The 22799-nt window shown below is 46.7% G+C and carries 17 protein-coding genes; 12 read left to right on the forward strand and 5 right to left on the reverse strand.

Going from position 1 to position 22799, the window contains the following annotated elements:
- Window positions 1-775 precede the first annotated feature (775 nt).
- The 4 genes from dxs to CIK93_RS01070 are packed head-to-tail and all read left to right on the forward strand — an operon-like array spanning window position 776 to window position 6449.
- Window positions 776-2638: a 1-deoxy-D-xylulose-5-phosphate synthase gene (dxs, locus tag CIK93_RS01055; protein WP_094389502.1), complete on the forward strand. Its 1863-nt coding sequence runs from the start codon at window positions 776-778 to the stop codon at window positions 2636-2638.
- Window positions 2635-3993, forward strand: a complete 1359-nt coding sequence (gene trkA, locus CIK93_RS01060; RefSeq protein WP_094435430.1) for a Trk system potassium transporter TrkA — start codon at window positions 2635-2637, stop codon at window positions 3991-3993. Before dxs ends, trkA begins: the two co-directional genes overlap by 4 nt.
- Window positions 3987-5444 carry a TrkH family potassium uptake protein gene (locus tag CIK93_RS01065; protein ID WP_094446323.1) on the forward strand — a complete coding sequence of 486 codons (1458 nt, stop codon included), beginning with the start codon at window positions 3987-3989 and terminating at the stop codon, window positions 5442-5444. The genes trkA and CIK93_RS01065 overlap by 7 nt, the downstream gene beginning before the upstream one ends.
- Window positions 5445-5492: 48 nt before the next feature.
- The gene (locus CIK93_RS01070; protein ID WP_094446324.1) at window positions 5493-6449 is read left to right on the forward strand and encodes a type I phosphomannose isomerase catalytic subunit; all 957 of its coding nucleotides are present in this window, start codon (window positions 5493-5495) and stop codon (window positions 6447-6449) included.
- A gap of 24 nt (window positions 6450-6473) precedes the next feature.
- Here the strand turns inward: CIK93_RS01070 and CIK93_RS01075 are convergent, their stop codons facing one another.
- Together CIK93_RS01075 and CIK93_RS01080 are read right to left on the reverse strand one after the other, a co-directional pair.
- Complete coding sequence (locus tag CIK93_RS01075) at window positions 6474-7520, reverse strand: DUF4435 domain-containing protein (protein WP_094435436.1); 1047 nt, start codon at window positions 7518-7520, stop codon at window positions 6474-6476.
- Entirely contained in the window at window positions 7517-8353 is an 837-nt protein-coding gene (locus CIK93_RS01080; protein ID WP_094389523.1) for an AAA family ATPase, read from the reverse strand. Before CIK93_RS01080 ends, CIK93_RS01075 begins: the two co-directional genes overlap by 4 nt.
- A gap of 256 nt (window positions 8354-8609) precedes the next feature.
- On the opposite strand from CIK93_RS01080, the gene CIK93_RS01085 reads away from it, so the two are divergent.
- A complete protein-coding gene (locus CIK93_RS01085) occupies window positions 8610-9542 on the forward strand; it encodes a DMT family transporter (protein WP_094446325.1) in 933 nt (310 codons plus the stop codon).
- A 131-nt stretch (window positions 9543-9673) separates the two neighbouring features.
- On the opposite strand, the gene CIK93_RS01090 is transcribed toward CIK93_RS01085, so the two are convergent.
- From CIK93_RS01090 to CIK93_RS01100, 3 genes are all read right to left on the reverse strand, one after another.
- Window positions 9674-11395 (reverse strand): glycoside hydrolase family 9 protein, encoded by a 1722-nt coding sequence (locus CIK93_RS01090; RefSeq protein WP_254046703.1) that lies wholly within the window; start codon window positions 11393-11395, stop codon window positions 9674-9676.
- Between the two features lie 123 nt (window positions 11396-11518).
- Window positions 11519-12292, reverse strand: a complete 774-nt coding sequence (locus CIK93_RS01095) for an ABC transporter ATP-binding protein (RefSeq protein WP_094389508.1) — start codon at window positions 12290-12292, stop codon at window positions 11519-11521.
- Window positions 12293-12334: 42 nt separating this feature from the next.
- The gene (locus CIK93_RS01100) at window positions 12335-13084 is read right to left on the reverse strand and encodes an ABC transporter permease (RefSeq protein WP_094389509.1); all 750 of its coding nucleotides are present in this window, start codon (window positions 13082-13084) and stop codon (window positions 12335-12337) included.
- Between the two features lie 113 nt (window positions 13085-13197).
- Here CIK93_RS01100 and lptB point away from each other — a divergent pair, with 113 nt between their 5' ends.
- The 7 genes from lptB to guaB all read left to right on the forward strand — a co-directional run bounded on the left by lptB (window position 13198) and on the right by guaB (window position 22798).
- Entirely contained in the window at window positions 13198-14022 is an 825-nt protein-coding gene (lptB, locus tag CIK93_RS01105; RefSeq protein WP_094389525.1) for an LPS export ABC transporter ATP-binding protein, read from the forward strand.
- 544 nt (window positions 14023-14566) lie between these two features.
- Complete coding sequence (gene tig, locus CIK93_RS01110) at window positions 14567-15931, forward strand: trigger factor (protein WP_094389510.1); 1365 nt, start codon at window positions 14567-14569, stop codon at window positions 15929-15931.
- 123 nt (window positions 15932-16054) lie between these two features.
- The gene (clpP, locus tag CIK93_RS01115) at window positions 16055-16723 is read left to right on the forward strand and encodes an ATP-dependent Clp endopeptidase proteolytic subunit ClpP (RefSeq protein WP_094446330.1); all 669 of its coding nucleotides are present in this window, start codon (window positions 16055-16057) and stop codon (window positions 16721-16723) included.
- A complete protein-coding gene (clpX, locus tag CIK93_RS01120; protein ID WP_094446326.1) occupies window positions 16720-17934 on the forward strand; it encodes an ATP-dependent Clp protease ATP-binding subunit ClpX in 1215 nt (404 codons plus the stop codon). Before clpP ends, clpX begins: the two co-directional genes overlap by 4 nt.
- An 8-nt stretch (window positions 17935-17942) precedes the next feature.
- On the forward strand, window positions 17943-20123 hold the full coding sequence (gene recQ, locus CIK93_RS01125; RefSeq protein WP_094439566.1) for a DNA helicase RecQ: 2181 nt from the start codon (window positions 17943-17945) through the stop codon (window positions 20121-20123).
- Window positions 20124-20137: 14 nt separating this feature from the next.
- Window positions 20138-21193 carry a hypothetical protein gene (locus CIK93_RS01130; RefSeq protein ID WP_144007470.1) on the forward strand — a complete coding sequence of 352 codons (1056 nt, stop codon included), beginning with the start codon at window positions 20138-20140 and terminating at the stop codon, window positions 21191-21193.
- 123 nt (window positions 21194-21316) lie between these two features.
- Window positions 21317-22798 (forward strand): IMP dehydrogenase, encoded by a 1482-nt coding sequence (guaB, locus tag CIK93_RS01135; protein WP_094439564.1) that lies wholly within the window; start codon window positions 21317-21319, stop codon window positions 22796-22798.
- Window position 22799 lies beyond the last annotated feature (1 nt).

Genomic DNA, 22799 nt, shown 5'->3' on the forward strand with positions numbered 1-22799 from the left:
ATCGGCCACAGAATGTGGTAAGCGTATCCGCCTCATATATGCCCATCTATAATGAAGGATGTCGCTCTGAAATAAAACTGATTGAAATTTTTGGGTAATAACGTTTTGACAAGGTGTTGTTCAATAGTTAGCAAAAGTATTGTCCAACGTTTGGTAAAGGTATTGCCCAACGTTTACAAAAGTATTACCTAACGTTTGACAAAGGTATTTTCAACGTTTGATAAAAGTATTATCCAACGTTTGATAAAAGTATTATCCAACGTTTGATAAAAGTATTATCCAACGTTTGATAAAAGTATTATCCAACGTTTGATAAAAGTATTATCCAACGTTTGATAAAGGTATTATCCAACGTTTGATAAAAATATTATCAAGGTTTGAAGAAAAGGTGATAAACTTACAACTCCCATTTATACATCGATATACATGGCTCGCTAAGTTGGTCCGGGTTGATGATAGATGCAATAGGTGTGGTCGATGTGGTCGAAGGGTGGTCGAAATTCTTGGGCTTCGACCACCATTTAACGCTCAGAACTACTGCGTGTTATATGGTAGTGGTGTTCGAGTGGTCGAAATTTTTTGAAAACTCAAATTTCTGTATGAATTGCGCGCGAACATATTATATATTATGGAAATCTCTTTAATAGTAATGATAATTCTCGGTTTGCACTACCTTGGCAACCGTGTTGCGAAGATACTCCCGCTCGGAAAAACTCAAATTTATTTGGTTTTTCTCTCACTTAATCGTACCTTTGTAGGCAAATAGAATGAAAAAGTGGATTTACTGAATCATATCACTTATCCAGATGACTTGCGCAAACTGAAAGTTGAACAACTTCCATTACTCTGTAAAGAACTGCGCAACGATATCGTTAAAGAACTATCTGTCAACCCCGGACATCTGGCATCAAGCCTCGGAGTCGTGGAGCTGACGGTAGCACTGCATTATGTCTTTAATACTCCCGAAGACCGTATCGTATGGGATGTAGGCCATCAGGCATACGGCCATAAAATACTGACAGGCAGACGCGAAAAGTTCTGTACCAATAGAAAACTCGGAGGCATCAAACCCTTCCCGTCGCCAGAGGAAAGTCCATACGATACCTTTGCGTGTGGTCACGCGAGTAACTCGATTTCGGCAGCACTCGGTATGGCTGTTGCAGCAAAGAAAACTGGAAATACCAACAGACATGTGGTGGCTGTTATAGGAGACGGAGCACTTAGCGGCGGCCTCGCCTTTGAAGGTCTCAACAACGTCAGTTCGTCGCCCAACGACATGCTTATCATTCTCAACGATAACAATATGTCGATAGACCAGTCGGTGGGAGGCATGAAGCAATATCTGCTCAACCTCAGTACCAACGAAACCTATAATGCACTGCGGTTTAAGATTTCAAGTAAACTGCATCAATGGGGACTACTGCCCGAAGACCGACGCAAAGGACTCATCCGACTGTCGAATGCCATGAAATCTGCCATTAGCCATCAGCAGAATATCTTCGATGGCATGAACATCAGATATTTTGGACCGTTCGACGGACATAATGTCGGAGAACTGGTGCGCATACTGAAACAGATGAAAGACATGAAAGGTCCGAAACTGTTGCACCTCCACACACAGAAAGGACACGGTTATGCACCAGCAGAACAAGACGTAACGACTTGGCACGCACCTGGAAAATTCGATCCTGCCACAGGAGAAAGACTCGTTGACCAGTCACCCGACAAACCACAACGCTATCAAGATGTGTTCGGACATACGTTGCTGGAACTGGCAGAGCAGAATCCGAAGATTGTGGGAGTGACTCCTGCCATGCCCACAGGATGCTCCATGAATATCATGATGCAAGCCATGCCAGACCGCACTTTTGATGTGGGAATAGCCGAAGGACACGCTGTGACCTTCTCAGGCGGAATGGCGAAAGACGGACTCATCCCCTTCTGCAATATCTACAGCGCCTTTGCACAACGTGCTTTCGATAATATCATACACGATGTGGCACTGCTCAAACTGCATGTAGTGTTCTGTTTCGACCGGGCAGGACTGGTGGGCGAAGACGGACCAACACACCATGGAGCCTTCGACTTGGCAGCACTCAGACCCATTCCACATCTTACTATCGCATCGCCCATGGACGAACATGAACTGCGCCGGCTGATGTACACCGCACAACTGCCCGACAAAGGGCCGTTTGTCATCCGCTATCCACGTGGCGGAGGAGTATTGCACAACTGGCGTTGTCCACTTGAGGAAATCGCAGTAGGCACAGGACGTAAACTTAAAGACGGACACCATACTGCAGTGCTCTCCATCGGACCGATTGGTAATCATGTGACAAAAGCCATCGAAGACCTTGATGTGGCACACTACGATATGCGATTCCTCAAACCCATCGACGAGAATATCCTTGCCGAAGTGGCAGAACACTTCGACCGCATCGTCACCGTAGAAGATGGAGTGAAAGACGGAGGACTCGGTTCTGCCGTAGTAGAATGGATGGCAGATCACCACTACCATCCCGAAGTAATCAGACGGGGATTGCCCTCCGACCATTTTGTGGAACATGGAACTGTGGCACAACTCGATCACCTTGTAGGACTGGATGCCGAGGGCATCCGCAAAGCCATTATATCATGAAGATTGTAATAGTCGGAGCAGGTGCCGTAGGTGTGCACCTAGCAAAACTGCTTTCACGCGATCATCAGGATTGCGTGCTTATCGATGCCAATGCCGAACGACTGGCTGACCTCGATAGCAAGTTTGATATCATGACCGTTGTGGGATCTCCCACAAGTATCAAAATACTGCGCGAAGCTAATGTAGATAAAGCCGACCTCTTTGTGGGAGTCACTCCCGACGAGAGCCAGAATATGAATGCTTGTATCATTGCACATTCGCTGGGAGCGAAGAAAACCGTGGCACGCATCGACAACTATGAATATCTCGCTCCAAACCTTAAACCCTTCTTCGAGAAGATGGGCATCAACTCGCTGATCTATCCAGAAGTTCTGGCAGCCATAGATATTACCAACGGACTCAAAATGTCGTGGGTCAGACAACGATGGGATGTGCACAACGGGGCACTCGTCATGCTCGGCATTAAACTGCGAGAGACCTGCGAGATACTCAACCAACCACTGCGCGAACTATGTGGACCAACAGAACCGTACCACGTAGTGGCTGTGAAACGCAACGGAGAGACACTCATTCCCGGTGGTAATGATGAACTCCGCACAGGAGATCTCTGTTATTTTATGACCACCAGTGAATACATACCCTATGTGAGAAAATTCACCGGAAAGGAACACTATGCCGATGTGAAGAACGTGATTATCATGGGAGGCAGCAAAACCGCTGTGCGCGTGGGACTGACACTGCCTGAATACATGAATCTGAAAATCATAGAGAAGAACGAACAACGCTGTGAACGACTCAACGAACTGCTGTTGGACACCGATGCCATGGTGATTCACGGTGACGGACGCGACCTCGGACTGCTTCAGGAAGAGGGAATACAGAACACACAGGCGTTTGTCGCACTGACCGACAATGCAGAAACAAATATCCTTGCCTGTCTTACCGCCAAACGGTTGGGCGTGAGGAAAACCATCGCCATGGTGGAAAATCTCGACTATGTGGAGATGGCAGAGAGTCTGGACATCGGTACCATTATCAATAAGAAAACCATTGCTGCCAGCCATATCTATCAGATGATGCTCGACGCTGACGTCAGCAATGTGAGATCGCTGATGATAGTCGATTCTGACGTGGCTGAGTTTGTGGCTGCCGAAGGATCGAAGATTACCAAAAAGCCAGTGAAGGATCTCGGACTTCCGATTGGTGTAACGATCGGTGGACTGGTGCGCAACAATCAAGGAATCCTTGTCAATGGATTCACACAGATAGAGCCGGGCGATTCTGTCATGATGTTCTGTCATGAGCACAACCTGAAAAATCTCGAAAAATACTTCAAACCATCGACAATATGGTAGAGGCGAAGTTACTATACAAGATTCTGGGATCACTGCTCATCATGCTTGGACTGCTGATGGGCGGATGTGCCCTCATGGCGGGATGCTACCAAGAGGATGACATCATGGCATTTCTCATCTCGTCTCTCTTCACTGGATGTTGCGGCTTCATATTCAAATACTTGGGACGTAACGCAACCAACGACATGAGCCGGCGAACTGCGTATCTCGTAGTCACACTATCGTGGCTGCTCTATAGCTTGTTTGGAATGTTGCCCTATATCATCGGAGGATACATCAACAGCGTGACAGATGCCTACTTTGAAACCATGTCGGGATTTACCACTACGGGAGCCACCATTCTCGACGACGTGGAGCGACTGCCCCATGCATTACTCTTCTGGAGATCTCTGTCACAATGGATTGGTGGACTGGGCATCGTATTCTTCACCATTGCCATTCTACCCTCGTTGGTGGGCGGAAGCGTCAAGGTGTTTGCCGCTGAGGCTACTGGCCCTGTGCGCACCAAGATGCACCCACGGTTGAGCACCAATGCTAAATGGATTTGCAGCATCTACCTTGTGCTTACTGTAGCTTGTATCCTTTCGTATTATGCGGCGGGGATGGAATGGTTTGACAGTGTGAACTATTCAATGACAACTACTGCAACGGGAGGATTTGCACCCCATAACGACAGTGTGGAACACTATCATAGTGCTGCCGTAGAATATGTGTCACTCTTGTTCCAATTTCTATCGGGAATCAACTTTACCTTATTATATATAGTAATCTTTAAACGGCAACTGCGACAACTGGTGCAAAACTCGGAGTTCAGACTCTATCTCTTTGTAGTGTCTTTCTCAGCTATCGTTATCATGGCCATACTGATCTATAATAATGGTTACGGCACAGAACGCGCTTTCCGATGTGCCTTGTTCCAAGTGGTGTCGTTTATTACCACCACAGGACTCTTCAACGACGATGCTGGAGCGTGGCCCCATATCACTTGGGTGATACTCGGAATATGTATGTTTCTTGGAGCTTGTGCCGGAAGTACCAGTGGCGGATTCAAATGTATCCGCGGTTCGATGGTACTCAAAGCCATGCAGAATGAGTTTCGGCAGATACTCCATCCCAGTGCCGTACTGCCTATCAAGGTCAACGGACAGAATGTGCCTTCTTCAAAGGTGGCGACGCTATTGGCTTTTTTTGCACTCTATGTGGTGATGTGTCTTATTTCCGCTACTATTATGATTGCTGCCGGCATTGACAATACCAATGCCATTACGATAGCGCTGAGTTGTATGAGCAATGTCGGACCAACTCTCGGAACAGAGATCGGTCCTGTGATGTCGTGGGCAGGACTGCCTGATGGCATCAAATGGATCTGTTCGTTTCTCATGCTTGTAGGACGTCTGGAAATCATGTCGGTTATGGTGCTCTTCACTCGTGGCTTCTGGACCGACAATTGAATACAGCAGAATAAATACCCTAAAGAACTTATATTAACGAGAGAAAAAATGAAAGCATTCAAATTTCAACCGCTGCTCAAACAGACACTCTGGGGTGGCGACCGCATCATTCCCTTCAAGCATCTCGACGCAAAAATGGATAACGTTGGCGAGAGCTGGGAGATTTCGGGAGTGAAGGATAATGAAACCATAGCCGTGGGTGACGGACGTTCGCTCAATCAATTGGTGAATGATATGAAGGAGAAACTCGTGGGAAAGGCCAACTACGAGCGTTTCGGTACCGAATTCCCATTACTCATCAAGTTTATCGATGCACGACAGGACCTCTCTATCCAAGTGCATCCCACCGATGAAATAGCCCATCGCCAAGGCAAGAGTCGCGGTAAAACCGAAATGTGGTTTGTGATGGATTCTGCACCAGAGGCCAAACTCTATAATGGACTGAAGATGCAAATCACACCAGAACAGTATAAAGAGATGGTGGCTAATGATACTATCTGTGATGCATTGGCGCAATATCCTGTCAAGGAAGGCGACTGCTTCTTCATTCCTGCGGGACGCATCCATGCCATTGGCGCCGGATGTTTCCTGGCTGAAATACAGCAGACTAGCGATGTGACTTACCGTATTTATGATTTTAAGCGAAAGGATAAAGACGGAAACTACCGCCAGCTACACACCCAAGAGGCTTCGGAGAGTATTGATTATACGGTGCTTCCCGACTATCGTACACGCTATGAGGCACGCAAAAACGAGGGGGAACTGCTGGTAGAGTGTCCTTATTTCAATACTGCTGTCTATGATTTGGACGAACCCATGACCATTGATTACAGCGAACTCGACTCGTTTGTCATCTTGATAGGCATGAAGGGTGAGGGTACGCTGACTGTTGATGGCGAGAATATGCCGTTTCGCGAAGGAGAAACTGTATTGGTACCTGCCACCGCCAAAGAGGTGCGTAGCGAGGGAACTATCAAATTCTTGGAAACCTACGTGCTCTCTTGAGCAAAGAAAGTGTGCTCCTGAATATCAGGATTGCATTATATCGGGATTAGGGGAGTCGCTATCGTCGGTTGTAGCAGATGACGCATCGAGATAAGCCGACAGATCGGCAAGCAACCGAAGGAATGGTTGTGAAACCTGACTCCCTGTATTCTTCTTTAACATCTGACGGATGTCCTGCAACGAGTGTTCGTAGCAGGACATCTCGTTTTTACGTTGGGTATGGTGACAGGAAGTGCGCATGATCTCATCCTGTCGCTCCTGCCGCAGTCGATTGCACACTTTAGTGAGTATGGGCACCACCACATTGTCGAAGAGCGAATGGCCCTGAATATAGAGATAGGTAGTGTCTGGAGTGATTCCCAATGCTTTGATGTCTTCTTTGGTCTGAAGGTATTGAGCCTTATTGCCTGGGAATTGATTCTGTAAGAGGTGAACGCGCGAAGTAACCTTACGGCGCAGATGGTCGATAGAGGTTTGTGGATGTCCTACGCTGAAGCCTCCAGGGTCAGTAACTCTTGAAAAATCGGTAAGCGAGAAACGGTTGTGGTTGCCGGTGCGATAAGCCCATACCGACCAAACGAAGAGTGGAAAGATGGCTTGGCTGTACTGCTGGAAATAATCTTCGAAATCGAAAATACGATGGTCGTTGAGGGTTACTGCCACACAAACTTCATGGAGCGATGGCGCATAACACTGCATATTCTCTATAGCATAAGCATAGGTGTGGAACACGTATGGGCTTTCCAATATCTTTTTCGACTGAGGAGTGCGGCCTTGCATAAGGTAGTCGTAGTCAGCATCAACGCAAGCTATCATGTCTTCGCCCACATGTCCTTCTACAAAATTCATCAGCACCGACTTCTTCCCACGTTCCAGTTTGCGGTGTGAGGGCAACATCACTTCAAAGTAGCGTTGCTCATTTTCATAGCGACTGAGCACCGTCCGCCAGAAATAAATATCATCGTAACTCTCCACGTAAGCCACAATGCGCCTACGTGCTTGTTTCGATGTCAGCCTGTTGGCGGCTTCGAAATACTGGCTGTTGATATGATCTGTCAGTCTGCTGCTCATACCGTAATATCGCTGACCTCTGTCACCTTATCCAACCATCCGCTCATGATGACGGCAGGTGAGTGGGTGGTGAGTATGATCTGAACATTCGGGTTAAGCTCTACGATGAGCTCGATGAGGCGTTTCTGCCATTCGATGTGTAGCGACACTTCTGGTTCGTCCATGAAGAGCACATAGGGCTGATGATCCTCTACAAGTACGGTGAGTAGGATGACAAGCATCTGCTTCTCACCGCTCGACAACTGGTAAGGCAGTAGCGTCTCGCCAATCTGTGTGAAACGAATTTCATTCTCTTTGCGTACCATCTTCTTACCTGTTTCGGCAAAGAGTTCATCAACCATGTCTTGGAAACGCTTTTTAGGTTCTGACAACTGCTGAGCCATGTGGGCATCGCCCCGTTGCAGGGCTTCGATAATACGGTTGCCGATGTTCACCTGATAGTCGAGATATTTGCGTTGAAGCTGGTAGAGTTGCAGATCGAGTAGTGAACCGCCCCCTACGCCAGCCAGTACTGACAAGGCTTGGTGTATGAATCCCTCACTCTCGGAGAATGTCTGCGAGAGGTTGCTGTCGAGTGAACGAATCAAGTCAAAGCGGATATGTGTGGCATCTTCGGGTGCGGTAGTCAGATGTACGCCTTTCAACAGATGGTTGACAATATCGCCGTTTACCCCAACGCTTCTTACCACCTTGTTGAGAATGGTGGATTTGCCCACGCCGTTGATGCCGCTGAGGACATTGACTTTCGGATCGAGGTCCCAGACAATGTGTTTCTTGCCACTCCAAAGAGCATCGATCTCTATCGTTTTGATATAGTCTGCATACTTCTGCATAGTCTTAAGTTTTATGTCTGTCACTATTATGTCTGCCACTAAGTTTATGCTTATAGAAGCGTTATTTCATGCTTTCAAACCTATGTGGTTTGTTGGGTGGCTATCTGTTGCAAAGATAGTGTAATTCGTGAAAATTTCCAAATTCGCACTCGATGTTTGTGGAAAAAAGTATTGTTTTTAGGTAATTTTATCCATTCAGATTCTAATTTTATCCTTTCTGTTTCATTATTCCGGCAGATTATAGTACTTTTGCCGCATGAAAACAAGTAAAGCCTTAATAGCCCATCTCGCCATGTTTGGAGCTTGTGCGGGTTGGGGATTAATGTCGCCAGTAGGCAAAGATGCAATGCTCCATGGATTTGATGGTATTACGATGGTTAGCTTTCGTGTGGCAGGAGCATGTCTGCTGTTTTGGATTGCTTCGTTGTTTGCTCCGAAAGAGCAGGTGCCATGGCGTGACCGTCTGATGTTTATCGGTGCAGCTCTTACGGGTTTGCTATTCAATCAATGTTGTTTTACTATCGGACTGAGCATCACTTCACCTATTAATGCGAGCATCGTCACTACGTCGATGCCTATCTTTGCCATGATGTTGGCGGCACTTATCCTGCGTGAACCCATTACCGGCAAGAAGGCGTTAGGAGTGTTGATGGGATGCAGCGGTGCTTTGATTCTTATTCTGAGTTCGGCAGCTCATGCTGACGCACGTGTTGGAGATATACGTGGCGATTTGCTTTGCTTGTTTGCGCAGTTCTCGTTTGCCCTTTATTTATCGTTATTCAATCCGCTCATCAAGCGTTATAATGTGTTTACGGTCAACAAGTATATGTTCTCATGGGCTACGCTGATGCTTCTCCCGCTTAGTTCTTACCATGTCTATGGGGTAATCAGCCAGCCTATTCCGTTGCTGACGTGGATAGAAGTGGGTTATGTTGTGGTGTGTGGCACGTTCTTCTGTTATATTCTGACCATGATAGGTCAGCGCACGTTGCGTCCCACGGTGGTGTCGGTCTATAACTATGTGCAACCTATTGTGGCTGTTGCGGCTTCACTCATCATGGGTATTAGTACGATGAAGCTAACTCATGTTTTGGCTGTGGTGCTGGTGTTCAGCGGTGTTTGGCTGGTGGTTAAGTCAAAGTCGCGCAAGGATATAGAAGAGGAACGTCAGGAGAAAAAGAACGTTTGATCCTATCTTGTTTGACCGATAGGAAATCGGTTTGCCGTTTTTCAGCATATTCCCGATCTTACGATTTGAAAAAATATAAGCGCACACCTATTATTCTTGGGTGTGCGCTTGTATGATAGAAGCTGTTTGTCTTATTCCAAGAAACCAAGTAGGGCAACGATATAAGCATTCCAGTTGATGGCAATTTCATTGGAAGCGTAACTGCCTTCGTGATCTTGGTATGATTCATCGGGTGATGACGATGGGTAAGCAGGCACATTCTTTGCATCCTGTTGACCACTATTAGCACCTCCTGCGAGAAATCCCGGTAGTGGTTCTTCAATGCCGTCGGCTGCCGAAATACGCTGGTGAGGATGCATGACGCGCTGTGTGCCAAAGCCAGTCAGATAGCAATAGCCCGTGGCATTGCGTCCGAAGATGTGGTCGATAGTGGTGATGGCAGCTTTGCGGTAGGTATTGTCTTTGGTAAGGGCGTATTGGTACATCTGTGCAATACCTCGTCCTGCACATTTTTCAGAGTTGCTTCCCCAAATAAAATCGGATGCGCTGTTGCCGAAGATAGAGTAGAAGGGTGATGTGGCGAGCGCCTTGATATCTTCGTCACAGAATGTCTTGAGTGATTTCTTCATGCAGCAAGTCTTGAGTTTTCCAGCCTCTTTAGTTTGTAGCAGTTCCTGATTGAGCCATTGGAAGATGCCCAGTCCGGCAACGTTGCCCCATGTGGGCAGGGTGAACTGTTTGGGAGCGAAGGCTCGAGCCTGTTCAAGGTATCCTTGTTCTCCTGTTGTGAGATACATTTCTGTAGCTGCCCAGAAGAATTCATCGTCTGCATCGTTGTCATCGTATGTTCCTGTGTTGACGTCAGGGTCATACTTGCTGTTGTTGTCTTGCTGTGTATAGTAGTTTTTGGGGAATCTCACAGCCCATGCGTATGCACGTTGTGCAGCGTTGGCAGCTATCTTGCAGAATGGTTGATATTGTGGATAATCCTTGTAGATACGTGCTGCGAGTGCCATTGTAGCAGCAAAGTCGAGTGCTGCCTGCGTGCTCTTTTGCACCACATAGCGGTCTTGTTTGCAATCCACAGGCATGACGAATGCTTCGAAATTGGGAGTGGTCAGTTTGTGATAGACACCTCCGTCGTCGGGATCCTGCATGGTCAGCATCCATTCCAGATTGTACATGATTTCGTCCAAGAGGTCAGGCACGTTGTTGTTTGATTCTGGAATTTGCGTATCGATCTGTTCGAAATGTTCTTTGTTTAACTGGTAAGCTTGTAACATCAGGCCGATGGTGAATCCAGAGTTGACGATATATTTATTGTAGTCGCCAGCATCATACCAACCTTTTGGCGAGGAAATGACCGTTCCGGCAGGGCGCTTGGGTGATGCTGCCGATGGGTGTATGAGAACCCGAGTGTCGGGATGAGCTGCTTTTCTGGCAAAAGCTCCAGCGTATTTAGCTTCGATGTCCGTTCCTGTGCGCTGTAGATAGAAGGCCTTGATGGCAGCCTTCAGCGCCTCGTTGTATGGATGTTCGGCGATGTTGATGGTTTGTTTGTTTTTACCTGCAGTCAGGGTGTAGGTGCCTGGTTTTGTTACGGTAGAGAAATCTACAACCTGTCGCACTTTGTTGTTGAAGGGGGACTTGAGTGTTCGTACGGCTTTTCCGCTCCACACTTTGTGTCCGTTGTGGTCTTTCAGAATAAAGTTGCTGCTTTTTCCCGTTGGTTCAACAACGGCAACTTTGGATTCATTGACATAATAGCCCACTTGATTGACCTTGATGGGATTTTGTGCCGTAGCTGTGAGTGCGCTTGCTGCGACGAGTGTCAATAGTGTTTTTTTCATCATTTTAAGTTTTGGTTATGAATAGTATTGGAAATGAATTTTTATGTTTTCCTTATATATAATAAGGTGGATGTGCTTTATGGGGGGGCATGCTGTTGATGCTGTGTGCAACAGCAGGGCAGATGGTTACTGTTTAGCCCGATGCTCGTTGACGAGTGATCGCATCTCTTTGAGCAGATCGCTGGCAAAGATGAAGTCGGTCAGTCGCTTATTGGTAGATTGCATGATGTCTGCCGAAACTCCCTGCCACTCTTTGTGACCTTCGTAGATGAAAAGTATGTTTTCGCCGATGGTTGTCACGGAGTTCATGTCGTGTGTATTGATGATGGTGGTAATGCCAAATTCATGGGTGATGGAGTGGAGTAGGTCGTCGATGACCAATGATGTCTTAGGGTCGAGACCAGAGTTTGGTTCGTCGCAGAAGAGGTAGCGTGGGTTGAGTGCGATAGCTCGTGCGATGGCAACTCGTTTCTGCATACCTCCTGAGATTTCACCGGGATATTTTTTTTCAGCGCCAATCAGATTGACACGGTCGAGACATTCGCGTGCACGTTGTGTGCGTTCGTGAAGTGTCATGGGGGAGAACATATCGAGTGGGAACATCACGTTTTCCAGTACTGTGAGTGAGTCGAATAGTGCAGCACTTTGGAAAATCATGCCCATTTCTCGGCGCATCATCACCTTTTCCTGTTTCGACATCTGTACGAAGTCTCTTCCATCGTATAGCACTTGTCCACTCGTAGGTTCAAGCAGTCCCACCAGATTTTTCATCAATACCGTTTTTCCGCTACCGCTCTGACCGATAATCAGATTGGTTTTTCCATCTTCAAATATGGTGTTGATACCTTTCAGTACCTCTTTATCGTCGAAACTCTTATATAGGTCTTTTACCTCAATCATTGTTGCAAGTGTATTGGAATGTTGGAAATATTGTGGTTAGGCTCATGAGAGCAGTTGGGTGAGGAATACATCGGAACATAGGATGAGTACGCTCGACGACACGACAGCGTCTGTTGAGGCTTTGCCCACATTGACCGAACCGCCTTCTACGTTGTAGCCGAAATAGGAGGGTACTGCCGATATGATGAAGGCGAAGAACAAGCTCTTGATGATGCTCATCCATACGAACCATGGTTGGAAATCGTGTTGCAGTCCCAGTGTGAGGTCGTCGGGTGGGAGTATGTGGGCTATGTATGCTGTACCGTAAGCACCTATGATACCCATTGCTGATGAGAAGATGACCAATAGCGGCATGATGGTCACCATGCCGAGAATCTTGGGCAGGATGAGGTAGCATGCTGAGTTTACACCCATGATGTCGAGTGCGTCAATCTGTTGGGTGACGCGCATCGTGCCAATCTCCGATGCGATGTTTGATCCGACTTTTCCCGCCAGTATCAGACACATGATACTTGATGAGAACTCCAGCAACATAATCTCACGAGTGGTGTAGCCGCTGACCCATCGGGGCATCCATGGACTCTGGATGTTGAGTTTCATCTGGATACAGATGACAGCTCCGATGAAGAAAGAGATCAGCAGTACGATGCCGATGGAGTTGATGCCCAGTTGCGCCATCTCTTTCGTATATTCCTTGAAGAACATACGCATCCGCTCTGGACGCGAAAAAGTGCGCCCCATCAATATGATGAATTGGCCGAAATGTGTCAGCCAGTTGTGTAATAGTTTCATAGGATAATATGCTTAATTGAATGCAAAGGTAGTGTAAACTGAGAGAAAAAACAAGTTTTTCTTTGAAATTCACGCAGTTTACACTACCTTTGCACATGAAAAGATACATGGCAATGGACGAAATTACGAACAATAAGCCGGAACAGTTGGTGTTGCGCACCGAGGGTCTGGTCAAACAATATGGCAAGCGCACCGTGGTGAGCGATGTGAGTTTCGATGTGAAACAAGGTGAAATTGTAGGACTGTTGGGTCCTAACGGAGCCGGCAAAACCACATCGTTCTATATGACAACCGGATTGGTTGTTCCCAATGGCGGACACATCTATCTCGGCGACGAGGAGGTGACAGACTATCCTGTCTATAAGCGTGCTCGTGCCGGTATCGGCTATTTGGCACAGGAGGCATCTGTGTTTCGCAAGATGTCGGTAGAGGACAATATTCTCTCGGTATTGGAAATGACGGGCAAACCACGTGACTATCAGCTCGAAAAACTTGAAAGCCTGATCAAGGAGTTTCGCCTTGGAAAGGTGAGAAAGAATAAGGGTGACCAGCTTTCTGGTGGTGAGCGACGCCGTACGGAGATTGCTCGTTGCTTAGCTATTGAGCCCAAATTCATCATGCTCGACGAACCGTTTGCCGGCGTTGACCCTATTGCCGTGGAAGATATTCAGCAGATAGTTTGGCAACTGAAATATCGCAACATTGGTATTCTGATAACCGACCATAATGTGCACGAAACTCTTAACATTACCGACCGTGCCTATCTGCTCTTCGAAGGTCGCATTCTCTTTCAAGGTAGTCCTGAAGAATTGGCGGTCAATCCTGTGGTGAAAGAGAAATATCTGGGTACCAACTTCGAACTGAAAAAGAAGAACTTCCAAGAGATGGCAGAAGCCAAACGCCGAAAGGAAATGGAGGAAGACGAAGAGAATAGATGAAACCCTTCATGCCTGAGGTTTGGCAAAATCTTAGAACAACATTCTCCACTTTCTTTCCAACGACCGATGTTTGACAGGTGTTCGGTGGGTATTTGATCAATAAAACTCACGTATTTCCTTCGGGATGCCTTCGGGATGCCTTCGGGATGTCGGTTTGTTGCTTTATGGGGAGATCCCAAGTAAGTCCCAAGTAAGTCCCATTATTTGCGGAAAACTATGGGAGGATGATGGGAAGATAGTGGGAGAAACTTCGCTCGTCAGTTCGATAATCCAAAGAAAAATTCGATTTTCTTTTGTATTCTGCTCACTTATTCGTACCTCTGAGGCTTACGCCTCTTAGTTACTTTCGTTCGATAATCCAAAGAAAAATTCGATTTTCTTTTGTATTCTGCTCACTTATTCGTAACTCTGAGGCTTACGCCTCTTAGTTACTTTCGTTCGATAATCCAAAGAAAAATTCGATTTTCCTTTGTATTCTGCTCACTTATTCGTAACTTTGCACGCTCAAAACTGCATATAATAATTAAATAAGGTATAAGAAGAGATGAATATTTCATTTGAAGCTCCTGACAAAATCAATGGTTTGATGACCATCGTATTGGAGAAAGAAGACTATCAAGCAGAAGTCGAGAAGACTCTGAAAGATTATCGCAAACGCGCTAATGTACCCGGATTCCGCCCTGGTCAGACTCCTATGGGTATGATCAAACGTCAGTATGGTACTGCCGTTAAGGTTGACGTGGTAAACAAAATGTTGGGTGAGGAACTCTACAAGTATGTTCGCGAAAACAAAATACAGATGCTCGGCGAACCCCTCAACAGCGACAAACAGAAGGAACTCAACTTCGAAAGCGATGAGCCATTGGAGTTCATGTTCGATATTGCCGTAGCTCCCGAATTCAAGGCAGCCCTCTCTGGCAAGGATAAAGTTGACTACTACAACATCACCGTTGACGACAAACTGATCGACCAGCAGGTGGAAATGTATCAGCAGCGTTCTGGTAACTACGAGAAGGCAGAGCAGTATGACGCAGAACAGCGCGATTTGCTCAAGGGCGACCTGCGCGAACTCGACGAGAACGGAAACGTTAAGGAAAATGGAATTACCATTGCCGACGTTTCTCTTATGCCTCAGTACATCAAGGTAGAAGACCAGAAGAAGCTTTTCGATGGTGCTAAACTGGGTGATATCATCACTTGGAATCCCCGTCAGGCCTATCCTGAAAACGACGCAGAGGTTTCTTCTCTCCTCAAAATCAAGAAAGAGGAAGTTGCTCAGCACACAGGAGACTTTACCTATCAGGTAACTGAAATCTCACGCTTCACAAAGGCAGAGGTTAATCAGACACTCTTCGATCAGGTTTTCGGCGAGGGTAATGTGAAAGACGAAAAAGAATTCCGTCAGAAGATTAGCGAGCAGATTAGCGAGCAGTTCAAGTCTGATTCAGACTATAAGTTCCTGCTCGACGTACGCAAGCACATGGAGAAGAAGGTTGGTAAGCTCGAATTCCCAGAGGCTCTGCTCAAGCGCGTGATGTTCAATAACAACAAGGACAAGGGCGAGGAGTTTGTAGAAAAAAACTTCGAGGCCAGCATCAACGAACTCGAATGGCACCTTATCAAAGAGCAGCTCGTTGCCGCTCAGAACATCAAGGTTGACGATGCAGACATCAAGAATGTAGCCAAGGAGGCCGCTCGCGCACAGTTCGCACAATACGGAATGGCAAATATTCCAGAGGAATATCTCGACAACTACGCTACAGAGATGCTGAAAAAGCGTGAAAACGTAGATGGACTCGTAGATCGTGCCGTTGACCTGAAGCTCATCGACGCTCTGAAGAATGTTGTGAAACTCAACGAGAAAGAGATTTCAATGGAAGACTTTCAGAAGATGCTGCAAGAGAAATAAGCATTTTTAAGAAAAAAACCTCATGAATATTGCGAGGTTACCAACTTTTTTCGTAATTTTGTATTTATAATATACGCAAAAAGGGTTGGTAACCTCGCTTTTTTGTTTCAAAACCAAAGAATGATGAACAACGATTTTAGAAAATATGCTACTAAGCATTTAGGTATTAACGGTCTCGTACTCGACGAAGTGATGAGCGCACAGGCACAGTATCTGAACCCCTATATCTTGGAAGAACGTCAACTGAACGTTACCCAGATGGACGTGTTCTCACGACTGATGATGGATCGCATCATCTTCCTCGGTACACAGATTGACGACTATACTGCCAATACACTACAGGCACAGCTGCTCTATCTCGACTCAGTAGATAGCGGCAAGGATATCAGTATCTACCTCAACTCACCAGGCGGAAGCGTAACAGCAGGCCTCGGCATCTACGACACCATGCAGTTTATTACTTCCGACGTAGCCACCATCTGCACAGGTATGGCAGCATCAATGGCAGCCGTGTTGCTCGTGGCTGGAGCAGAAGGCAAACGCTCGGCGCTTCCCCATAGCCGTGTGATGATTCATCAGCCACTGGGTGGAGTACAGGGACAGGCATCGGATATTGAAATCGAGGCCAGAGAAATCATGAAATTCAAGAAAGAACTCTATACCATCATCTCCAACCATTCACACACACCATTTGATAAGGTGTGGAACGATTCTGACCGTAACTACTGGATGACAGCAGAAGAGGCCAAAGAGTATGGTATGATAGATGAAATACTGGTCAGAAAGGCATGAAGAAACAATGTAATTTCTGCGGACGCACCGAACGTGAAGTCCCCCTGTTGATAACAGGTCTCCATGGATGTATCTGTAGCGACTGCGTGACTCAGGCCTATCAGGTGTTGCAGGCTAACGGATTCGATAAGGACGCGAAAAAGAAACAAGCCGTTCCGGAACTCAAGAAAGTTCCTAAACCCAAAGAGATAAAAAAGTATCTCGATGAATATATTATAGGTCAGGATGAGGCCAAGCGCTTCCTCTCCGTAGCAGTCTATAACCACTACAAACGACTGCAACAGCCTGTAGATGAGAACGGAGTCGAAATCGAGAAAAGCAACATCATCATGGTGGGATCTACCGGAACCGGTAAGACCTTGCTGGCACGCACCATCGCCAAACTGCTTGACGTCCCCTTTACCATCGTCGATGCTACCGTATTTACCGAAGCCGGCTATGTGGGCGAGGATGTAGAGAGTATCCTCTCACGCCTGCTGCAAGTGGCTGACTATAACGTGGAGGCTGCCGAGCGTGGTATTGTCTTTATCGACGAGATAGATAAAATTGCCAGAAAGAGCGACAACCCCAGCATCACACGCGACGTGAGTGGCGAAGGTGTGCAACAGGGACTGCTCAAACTGTTGGAGGGAACAATGGTTAACGTGCCACCAAAGGGCGGACGCAAACATCCTGACCAGGAATACATCCATGTGGATACTCGCAATATCCTCTTTATATGTGGAGGAGCCTTCGACGGCATTGAACGCAAGATTGCGCAACGACTCAATACCCATGTCGTGGGTTACAACTCGGTACAGAATGTACGTAAGATAGACAAGGGCGACCTGATGAAGTATATTCTGCCACAAGACTTGAAATCGTTCGGACTGATTCCGGAAATTATCGGACGTCTGCCGGTGCTGACTTATCTCAATCCGCTCGATCGCGACGCGCTGGAGAAAATATTGGTGGAACCCAAAAACTCCATCATCAAGCAGTATGAAAAACTGTTTGATATGGACGGCATCAAACTGACATTTGCCCCAGAAGCCCTCAAACTCATCGTCGATAAGGCGATGGAGTACAAACTCGGTGCACGTGGACTACGCTCTATCGTGGAGTCTATTATGATGGACGCCATGTTTGAAGTGCCTTCCAAACGCGCCAAATCCTTTGAAGTGACTGCAGAGTACGCACAACAGCAACTCGATAAATCGCATTTACAGTAATTAAGCCTATTGCAATGAAAGTTAATCTTACCCAAGCACTCAAACAGTTTTTTGGCTTCAGCCAATTTAAAGGTGACCAAGAGCGCATCATCCAAAATCTACTGGATGGCAACGATACCTTTGTGCTGATGCCTACAGGAGGTGGCAAATCCCTTTGCTACCAATTGCCTTCCCTGCTGATGGAAGGAACAGCGATTGTCATCTCACCATTGATAGCTCTGATGAAAAATCAAGTGGATGCCATCAGTATGATGAGTGAAGAGGGTACCGCACATTATCTCAACTCATCGCTCAACAAAGCAGCGATAGACCAGGTGAAGGCCGACATTCGTTCCGGAAAGACTAAACTGCTCTATGTGGCACCGGAATCGTTGACCAAAGAGGATAATGTCAACTTTCTCAAAAAGACAAAGATTTCTTTCTATGCAATAGACGAAGCCCACTGTATCTCCGAATGGGGTCACGACTTCCGACCCGAATACCGTCGCATACGACCCATCATCAACCAGATTGGTGAGGCACCCATCATCGCACTTACCGCTACGGCAACAGACAAAGTGCGTACTGATATCAAGAAGAATCTCGGCATGAGCGATGCTACAGAATTCAAAAGTTCGTTCAACCGCCCGAACCTCTATTATGAGGTAAGAAACAAAACCAAGGATGTGGATAAGGACATCATTAAGTTCATTAAACAACATCCAGGTAAAAGCGGCATCATCTATTGTCTCTCGCGCAAGAAAGTAGAAGAATTGGCGGAAATCCTACGCGCCAACGATATCAAGGCACAGGCTTATCATGCCGGACTTGAATCGGCTTTGCGCTCGCAGACGCAGGATGACTTCTTGATGGAAAAAACAGATGTTATCGTGGCTACGATAGCCTTCGGAATGGGTATCGATAAGCCAGATGTCCGCTTTGTCATCCATTACGACATCCCTAAGTCGTTGGAAGGATACTATCAGGAAACTGGACGCGCAGGTCGAGACGGAGGAGAAGGCGTCTGCATCGCTTTCTATTCGAAAAAAGACTTGCAGAAGCTGGATAAGTTTATGGAAGGCAAACCCGTGGCAGAACAGGATATTGGCAGACAACTGTTGCAGGAAACAGCAGCCTATGCCGAGACTTCTGTGTGCCGACGCAAGATGCTACTCCATTATTTCGGTGAAATATATCCTAAGGACAACTGTCAGAACTGTGACAACTGTCTGCATCCGAAAACCAAGATAGAGGCACAGGAACAGCTGGTAATCCTGCTAAATACGGTGATTACCATCAAGGAAAACTTCCGTTCTGACTATGTCATCGACTTTATTACCGGAAAGGAAACAGAGGAGATATTGGCGCATAAGCATCAAAACAACGAACTGTTTGGTGCGGGCGAGGATATGGATGAGAAATTGTGGAATCCCGTTATCAGGCAGGCTCTGATAGCAGGATTCATAAAGAAAGATGTGGAAAACTATGGCTTGCTGAAAATAACAGCTGCCGGAAAGAAATTCTTAAAGAAACCAGAATCATTTATGATTGTAGAGGATAAAGACTTTGACGAAGACTACGAGAACGCTTCGGAACACGATGGAACTATGACTGCGCTCGATCCTACGCTCAGCATCATGCTGAAGGACTTGCGCAAAAAGGTTGCCAAGAAAATGGAGCGTCCACCTTATGTGATATTCCAGGATGTAAGCATCGAACAGATGGCTACCGATTATCCTATCACGTTGGAAGAACTCAAAAACATACAAGGTGTAGGAGAAGGAAAGGTGAAACAGCCTTATGCAAAGGAGTTCGTAGATCTGATCGCCAAATACTGTAAAGAGAACGACATCACACGACAGGCTGACCTGCGCGTGCGTACCGTTGCTAAGAAGTCGATGCTGAAAGTGAAAATCATTCAGGCCATCGACAGACAAGTGGCGCTTGACGATATTGCCAATGCACAAGGCTTGGACTTTAGCGAACTGCTCGACGAGGTGGAGGCTATCGTATATAGTGGTACACGACTGAATATCGACTATTTCCTCGATGAGGTGATGGACGAAGACCATATTGACGATATTTATGACTATTTTGCTGAAAGCGATACAGACTCGCTCGATGCGGCTATTGACGAACTGGGTTCTGAGTGCTCGGAAGATGAAATCAGACTGGTGCGCATCAAGTTTATTAGCGAAATGGCCAACTAATACTGCCAATGGTTATGAAAAGGACAACGACATATCTTATGGCTCTGGCTGCACTATTGCTGATGGCGCAGCCTGCTGATGCGCAGTTCTTAAAGAAAATGTTTAAGAAAAAAGCGCGTACAGAGCGGAAAGCTAAAGTGGGAAAAGACGGTATTGACGACGATGCCCAACAGGCACTTGCCGATGTGACAACCTTTGCCGATAATTCCAACAACCGCAACGCTTTCCTCGGAATACCATTGGGAATCAAGGCTGAACGCTTTGAAAAACAACTGTTGGAACAAGGATTTACGGAACGTAAAGCCGAGGGAAAACAAACGGCAAAGACTTATGTCTATGAAGGAGACGTGTATGGTGCAAAAGCTCGCGTAACACTTTATACTTCAGAAGACACCGAACGGGTATTTGCCGTTGATGTGGAGGGAGTTGCTGTCTATCCTACCAAAAAGGATGTGCAAGGACGCTTCCTACATCTCAAACAACAACTTGCCAAAGTATATGGACAAGGATATGTGGATCGGGGAGGCGAGGCCTATACCATCATCAGCAGACTGGGAACCACCACACTCCATTATGAGAGTTCGGGAGTGGGACAGTCATATACTATCGGTATTACCATAGACGACGCAAAGGCTTATGCGATGGCCTATCAGGAAATGGAAGACCGCGAATACGAAGCCAAGCCACGCGTCTTGACAAACGGATTGGCAGAACCGCTGAAACATACCGATCTGGTGGGATTGGTATTCTTCCTGACCAAAAACCGCACCTTAGTGTCGGCCAAGACTCTCTTGGCATCCTATGATTATTCGATTGGTAAGATGAACCAGATGAAGTCGCCACAGGCCACCCTGACCATTGGCGATTATCACTCAAATGTGGTTTTCACGCGTTCTAAGAAAAACTATACGGCATTTGTCATTACTGCCAACGATGACCTCGATGCGGTACGTTGCGACTTGCAGACTTACGGTTATACCACAACCGATAAGGTCAACTATCAGCAAGGACGTGTGAAGATTGCCGTTGCCACAAACAAAAACGGCCAGGTTGTTGTACGAGTGCGCTGATACTTACTCATTTCAACGATTGATACTATACTGCGTTAAATCGTATTAATAATCGGTGAAACGCTTGTAGGTATCGGAAAAAATGAGTAATTTTGCACGCAATAAAATTTTAAGGAGTTATTTATGTCATCATTTATTGCAGACAAAATTGTGATGGACGGCCTTACATTTGACGACGTCCTCCTGATTCCCGCTTATTCGGAAGTGTTGCCTAAGACGGTAGAGTTGAAAACCAAGTTCTCGCGTAACATCCAGCTGAATGTTCCTTTCGTGACAGCAGCTATGGATACCGTGACCGAAAGTCAGATGGCGATTGCCATTGCACGTGAAGGCGGTATCGGTGTTATCCACAAAAACATGTCGATAGATAACCAAGCTCGCGAGGTGGCTATCGTCAAGCGTGCTGAAAACGGTATGATCTATGATCCTGTTACCATCCGTCGTGGATCTACGGTGCAGGATGCCTTGGCCTTGATGGCTGAATATCATATCGGTGGTATTCCTGTTGTAGATGAAAACAATTATCTCGTAGGTATCGTGACCAATCGTGACCTGCGCTTTGAGCGTCGCTTGGATCGTACTATCGACGAGGTGATGTCGAAAGAGAATCTGGTGACAACCCACCAGCAGACCGACTTGATTGCTGCTGCACAAATCCTGCAGGAAAATAAGATTGAGAAACTCCCCGTTGTTGATAAAGACAACCACTTGGTAGGCCTCATTACTTATAAGGATATTACCAAGGCAAAGGATAAACCCATGGCTTGCAAAGATGATAAAGGTCGTCTGCGTGTAGCTGCAGGTGTAGGTGTTACCGTTGATACCCTCGACCGTATGCAGGCACTTGTCAATGCTGGTGTTGACGCCATTGTGATTGATACTGCCCATGGACATTCTAAGAGCGTTATCGAAAAACTGCGCGAGGCTAAGGCTTCGTTCCCCAATATTGACATCGTAGTAGGTAATATCGCTACTGGAACTGCCGCCAAAATGTTGGTGGAGAATGGCGCAGATGCTGTTAAGGTCGGTATCGGTCCGGGTTCCATCTGTACCACACGTGTTGTCGCAGGTGTCGGCGTACCCCAGTTGAGCGCAGTATATGATGTTTATCAGGCCTTGCAGGGCACAGGTGTACCTTTGATTGCTGACGGTGGTCTTCGCTATTCTGGCGATATCGTTAAGGCATTGGCAGCCGGTGGTTCTTGCGTGATGATTGGTTCGCTGGTAGCAGGTACAGAAGAAAGCCCCGGCGACACTATTATCTATAATGGCCGTAAGTTTAAGAGCTATCGTGGAATGGGTTCACTCGAAGCCATGGAACACGGATCTAAGGACCGTTACTTCCAGGCAGATACCAAAGATACCAAGAAACTTGTACCAGAGGGAATTGCCGGACGCGTTCCTTATAAGGGAACTGTACAGGAAGTTATCTATCAGATGGTAGGTGGACTGCGTTCTGGTATGGGCTATTGCGGTGCTCCAACTATCGAGAAATTGCATGACGCTAAGTTCACTCGCATCACCAATGCTGGTGTGAACGAGAGCCATCCACACGATATCACCATTACAAGTGAGGCTCCAAACTATTCACGCCCCAACGATTAAG

This window comes from Prevotella sp. P3-92 (assembly GCF_002251205.1).
In the GTDB taxonomy this organism is placed as follows: domain Bacteria; phylum Bacteroidota; class Bacteroidia; order Bacteroidales; family Bacteroidaceae; genus Prevotella.

What these genes read in the sequence shown, in the direction of transcription:
- CIK93_RS01065 (WP_094446323.1), top strand. Translation starts at nt 3,987, where the DNA reads ATGGTAGAGGCGAAGTTACTATACAAGATTCTGGGATCACTGCTCATC.
- trkA (WP_094435430.1), top strand. Translation starts at nt 2,635, where the DNA reads ATGAAGATTGTAATAGTCGGAGCAGGTGCCGTAGGTGTGCACCTAGCA.
- CIK93_RS01075 (WP_094435436.1), bottom strand. Translation starts at nt 7,520, where the DNA reads ATGAGCAGCAGACTGACAGATCATATCAACAGCCAGTATTTCGAAGCC.
- clpP (WP_094446330.1), top strand. Translation starts at nt 16,055, where the DNA reads ATGAACAACGATTTTAGAAAATATGCTACTAAGCATTTAGGTATTAAC.
- CIK93_RS01130 (WP_144007470.1), top strand. Translation starts at nt 20,138, where the DNA reads ATGAAAAGGACAACGACATATCTTATGGCTCTGGCTGCACTATTGCTG.
- CIK93_RS01085 (WP_094446325.1), top strand. Translation starts at nt 8,610, where the DNA reads ATGAAAACAAGTAAAGCCTTAATAGCCCATCTCGCCATGTTTGGAGCT.
- CIK93_RS01080 (WP_094389523.1), bottom strand. Translation starts at nt 8,353, where the DNA reads ATGCAGAAGTATGCAGACTATATCAAAACGATAGAGATCGATGCTCTT.
- guaB (WP_094439564.1), top strand. Translation starts at nt 21,317, where the DNA reads ATGTCATCATTTATTGCAGACAAAATTGTGATGGACGGCCTTACATTT.
- lptB (WP_094389525.1), top strand. Translation starts at nt 13,198, where the DNA reads ATGGACGAAATTACGAACAATAAGCCGGAACAGTTGGTGTTGCGCACC.
- CIK93_RS01095 (WP_094389508.1), bottom strand. Translation starts at nt 12,292, where the DNA reads ATGATTGAGGTAAAAGACCTATATAAGAGTTTCGACGATAAAGAGGTA.
- tig (WP_094389510.1), top strand. Translation starts at nt 14,567, where the DNA reads ATGAATATTTCATTTGAAGCTCCTGACAAAATCAATGGTTTGATGACC.
- CIK93_RS01070 (WP_094446324.1), top strand. Translation starts at nt 5,493, where the DNA reads ATGAAAGCATTCAAATTTCAACCGCTGCTCAAACAGACACTCTGGGGT.
- clpX (WP_094446326.1), top strand. Translation starts at nt 16,720, where the DNA reads ATGAAGAAACAATGTAATTTCTGCGGACGCACCGAACGTGAAGTCCCC.
- CIK93_RS01100 (WP_094389509.1), bottom strand. Translation starts at nt 13,084, where the DNA reads ATGAAACTATTACACAACTGGCTGACACATTTCGGCCAATTCATCATA.
- CIK93_RS01090 (WP_254046703.1), bottom strand. Translation starts at nt 11,395, where the DNA reads ATGATGAAAAAAACACTATTGACACTCGTCGCAGCAAGCGCACTCACA.